We start from the raw sequence: 4,328 nt of genomic DNA on the forward strand, positions 1-4,328 counted from the left end.
CGCATCGGCAACCTCGCCGTGCTCGACCTGGGCGTCAAGCAGTCCACGATCGACAACCTCGCCGCGCGCGGGTTCGACGTGCACGTGTTCCCGCAGTCCGCGTCGATCGACGAGATCCGCGCGATCGAACCCGTCGCGGCGTTCTACTCCAACGGCCCGGGCGACCCGGCCGCGAGCGACCAGCACGTCGAGCTGCTGCGCGCCGTGCTCGACGAGGGCCTGCCGTTCTTCGGCATCTGCTTCGGCAACCAGCTGCTCGGCCGCGCCCTCGGCTTCGGCACCTACAAGCTGCCGTTCGGCCACCGCGGCATCAACCAGCCGGTCCTCGACAAGACCACCGGCCGCGTCGAGATCACGTCGCAGAACCACGGCTTCGCCGTCGAGGCGCCGCTGGACGCGGTCGTCGACAGCCCGCACGGCTACGGCCGCGTCGAGGTGAGCCACATCGGCCTCAACGACAACGTGGTCGAGGGTCTGCGCGCCCTCGACATCCCGGCGTTCAGCGTGCAATACCACCCCGAGGCCGCCGCCGGCCCGCACGACGCCAACTACCTGTTCGACCGCTTCCGCGACATGGTGCTCGCAACTCAGGAGACGAAGAAGAATGCCTAAGCGCGACGACATCCGCTCCGTCCTCGTCATCGGCTCCGGCCCGATCGTCATCGGTCAGGCCTGCGAGTTCGACTACTCCGGCACCCAGGCGTGCCGCGTCCTCCGCGAGGAGGGCGTGCGCGTGATCCTCGTCAACTCCAACCCGGCGACGATCATGACCGACCCCGACTTCGCCGACGCGACGTACATCGAGCCGATCACCCCCGAGGTGATCGAGACGATCATCGCGAAGGAGAAGCCGATGCCATCCTCCCCACGCTCGGTGGGCAGACGGGCCTGAAACGCGGCATGGCTCTCCACGACCGCGGCATCCTGGTCAAGTACGGGGTGGAGCTCATCGGCGCGAAGGTCGATGCCATCCGCAAGGGCGAGGACCGCCAGATCTTCAAAGAGCTCGTGATCGAGTCCGGCGCCGACGTCGCCGACTCCGTCATCTGCCACTCGATGGACGAGCTGCTCGCCGGCGCCGAGAAGCTGGGCTACCCGCTCGTCGTGCGTCCGTCGTTCACGATGGGCGGCCTCGGCTCGGGCTTCGCGTACGACGAGACCGACCTCCGCCGCATCGGCGGCGCGGGCCTGCACGACTCGCCGACGCACGAGGTCCTGCTCGAGGAGTCGATCCTCGGCTGGAAGGAGTACGAGCTCGAGCTCATGCGCGACACCCACGACAACACCGTGGTGGTCTGCTCGATCGAGAACGTCGATCCCGTGGGCGTGCACACCGGCGACTCGATCACCGTCGCGCCGGCGCTCACCCTCACCGACCGCGAGTACCAGAAGATGCGTGACATCGGCATCGACATCATCCGCGCGGTGGGAGTCGACACCGGCGGCTGCAACATCCAGTTCGCCGTCGACCCGGCGACCGGTCGCATCATCGTCATCGAGATGAACCCGCGCGTCTCGCGCTCCTCGGCGCTCGCGTCGAAGGCCACGGGCTTCCCGATCGCGAAGATCGCCGCGAAGCTCGCGATCGGCTACCGCCTCGACGAGATCCCGAACGACATCACGAAGGTGACCCCGGCGAGCTTCGAGCCCACGCTCGACTACGTCGTGGTGAAGGTGCCGCGCTTCAACTTCGAGAAGTTCCCCGCCGCCGACACGACCCTCACCACCACCATGAAGTCGGTGGGCGAGGCGATGGCGATCGGCCGCAACTACACGACGGCCCTGCAGAAGGCGCTGCGCTCGCTCGAGAAGCGCGGCTCCAGCTTCCACTGGGGCGAGGAGTCGCGGTCGGTCGAGGAGCTCCTCGAGATCTCGAAGACGCCGACCGACGGCCGCATCGTCGTGCTGCAGCAGGCGCTGCGCCTCGGCGCGACGCCCGAGCAGGCGTTCGAGGCGACCGCGATGGACCCCTGGTTCATCGACCAGATCGTCCTCATCAACGAGGTCGCCGAGATCATCCGCACGGCAGACGAACTGGATGCCGACACCCTCCGCCTCGCCAAGGAGCACGGCTTCAGCGACGTCCAGATCGCGCAGCTGCGGGGTCTCGACGAGGCCGAGGTGCGCGGCATCCGGTACGCGCTCGACGTGCGTCCGGTGTACAAGACGGTCGACACGTGCGCGGGGGAGTTCCCGGCGCTCACGCCGTACCACTACTCCAGCTACGACTGGGAGACCGAGGTCACGCCGTCCGACCGCACCAAGGTCGTCATCATCGGTTCGGGCCCGAACCGCATCGGCCAGGGCGTCGAATTCGACTACTCGTGCGTGCACGCCTCCTTCGCGCTGTCGGATGCCGGGTACGAGACGATCATGGTCAACTGCAACCCCGAGACCGTGTCGACCGACTACGACACCAGCGACCGCCTCTACTTCGAGCCGCTGACGCTCGAGGACGTGCTCGAGGTGCTGCACGCCGAGAGCCGGTCCGGCCAGATCCTCGGGGTCGTCTGCCAGCTCGGCGGACAGACGCCGCTCGGCCTGGCCAAGGGCATCGAGGCCGCGGGCTACACGATCCTCGGCACCAGCCCCGAGGCGATCGACCTCGCCGAGGAGCGCGAGCTGTTCTCGCGCCTGCTCGACGACGCCGGTCTGGTCGCGCCCCGCAACGGCACCGCGATCGACGTCGAGGGGGCCGTCCAGGTCGCCGAGGAGATCGGCTACCCGGTGCTCGTGCGCCCGAGCTTCGTGCTCGGCGGCCGCGGCATGGAGATCGTGTACTCGACCGAGGCGCTGCGCGACTACTTCGTCCGCGTCGCCGACCAGGCGATCATCGGCCCCGGCCTCCCGCTCCTGGTCGACCGCTTCCTCGACGACGCGATCGAGCTCGATGTGGACGCGCTGTTCGACGGCACCGACCTGTACATCGGCGGCGTCATGGAGCACCTCGAGGAGGCCGGCATCCACTCCGGCGACTCGTCCTGCACCCTGCCGCCCGTGAGTCTCGGCCGCACCGAAGTCGACCGCGTGCGCGAGGCGACCCTCGCGATCGCGCGAGGCGTCGGCGTCCGCGGCCTGCTGAACGTGCAGTTCGCGATCTCGGCCGGCGTGCTCTACGTCATCGAGGCGAACCCCCGCGCGAGCCGCACCGTGCCGTTCGTGTCCAAGGCACTCGGCATCCCGCTCGCCAAGGCCGCCAGCCGCATCATGGCCGGCAGCACGATCGCCGAGCTCATCGCCGAGGGCCTGCTGCCCGAGAGCGACGGCTCGCGCGTGCCGCTCGACGCGCCCGTCGCCGTCAAGGAGGCCGTGCTGCCGTTCAAGCGGTTCCGCACGGCCGACGGCCGCACCGTCGACTCGGTGCTCGGACCCGAGATGCGCTCGACCGGCGAGGTCATGGGCATCGACCGCGACTTCCCGACAGCGTTCGCGAAGTCGCAGGAGGCCGCGTACGGCGGCATGCCGACCTCCGGCACGGTGTTCATCTCCGTTGCCGACGCCGACAAGCGCGCGGTCATCCTTCCCGCCCACCGGCTGCAGGAGCTCGGCTTCGAGCTCATGGCCACCCAGGGCACGGCCGAGATCCTCGCCCGCAACGGCATCCGGGTCCAGGTCGTCGAGAAGTACTCGGAGACGCAGGCCTCGGGCGAGCAGAACGTGGTCGACCTCATCAACGACGGCAAGATCGACATGATCGTCAACACGCCGAGCGGGGGCACGGCGCGCGCGGACGGGTACGAGATCCGTGCCGCCGCCGTGGCCGCCGACAAGGCGCTGTTCACGACGATGGCCGTGCTCGGTGCCGCCGTGAGCGCGCTCGGCGCGATGAAGGACGGCTTCGAGGTGCGCAGCCTCCAGGAGTACGCCGTCGACCGCGCGGGTCGCCTGTGAGCGAGACGTTCGGCCAGCGGCTCGCGGCGGCCCTCGAGACCCGGGGTCCCCTGTGCGTCGGCATCGACCCCCACGCCGCACTGCTGTCGGCGTGGGGGCTGGATGCCACGCCCGAGGGCGTGCGGGATTTCGGCCTACGGGTGGTCGAGGCCGCCGCGGAGCGGGTCGGCATCGTCAAGCCGCAGGTCGCGTTCTACGAGCGCTACGGGTCGAGAGGCTTCGCCGCGCTGGAGGACGTGATGGCCGCGGCACGCGCCGCGGGGCTCCTCGTCATCGCCGACGCGAAGCGCGGTGACATCGGCACGACGATGGAGGGCTACGCCTCGGCGTGGCTCGAGCCCGGTTCGCCCCTGGAGGCGGATGCCGTGACCCTGACGCCCTACCTCGGCGCCGATTCGCTGCGCGCGGCCCTCTCGCTCGCGGTGCGCCACGGCAAG

At 69.6% G+C, this 4,328-nt stretch carries 2 protein-coding genes and 1 pseudogene; all 3 read left to right on the forward strand.

Annotated features, from left to right (window positions below; genetic code table 11):
- Positions 1 to 612: gamma-glutamyl-gamma-aminobutyrate hydrolase family protein (locus I5G_RS18015; protein WP_022880305.1), on the forward strand; the 612-nt coding region annotated here is incomplete at its 5' end.
- Positions 605 to 3,891: pseudogene (gene carB / locus I5G_RS23440) on the forward strand (carbamoyl-phosphate synthase large subunit). The gene I5G_RS18015 and the pseudogene carB, both read left to right, overlap by 8 nt.
- Positions 3,888 to 4,328: orotidine-5'-phosphate decarboxylase (gene pyrF, locus I5G_RS18025; protein ID WP_022880306.1), on the forward strand; the 441-nt coding region annotated here is incomplete at its 3' end. The pseudogene carB and the gene pyrF, both read left to right, overlap by 4 nt.

This window comes from Microbacterium sp. B19, assembly GCF_000333395.1.
In the GTDB taxonomy this organism is placed as follows: domain Bacteria; phylum Actinomycetota; class Actinomycetes; order Actinomycetales; family Microbacteriaceae; genus Microbacterium.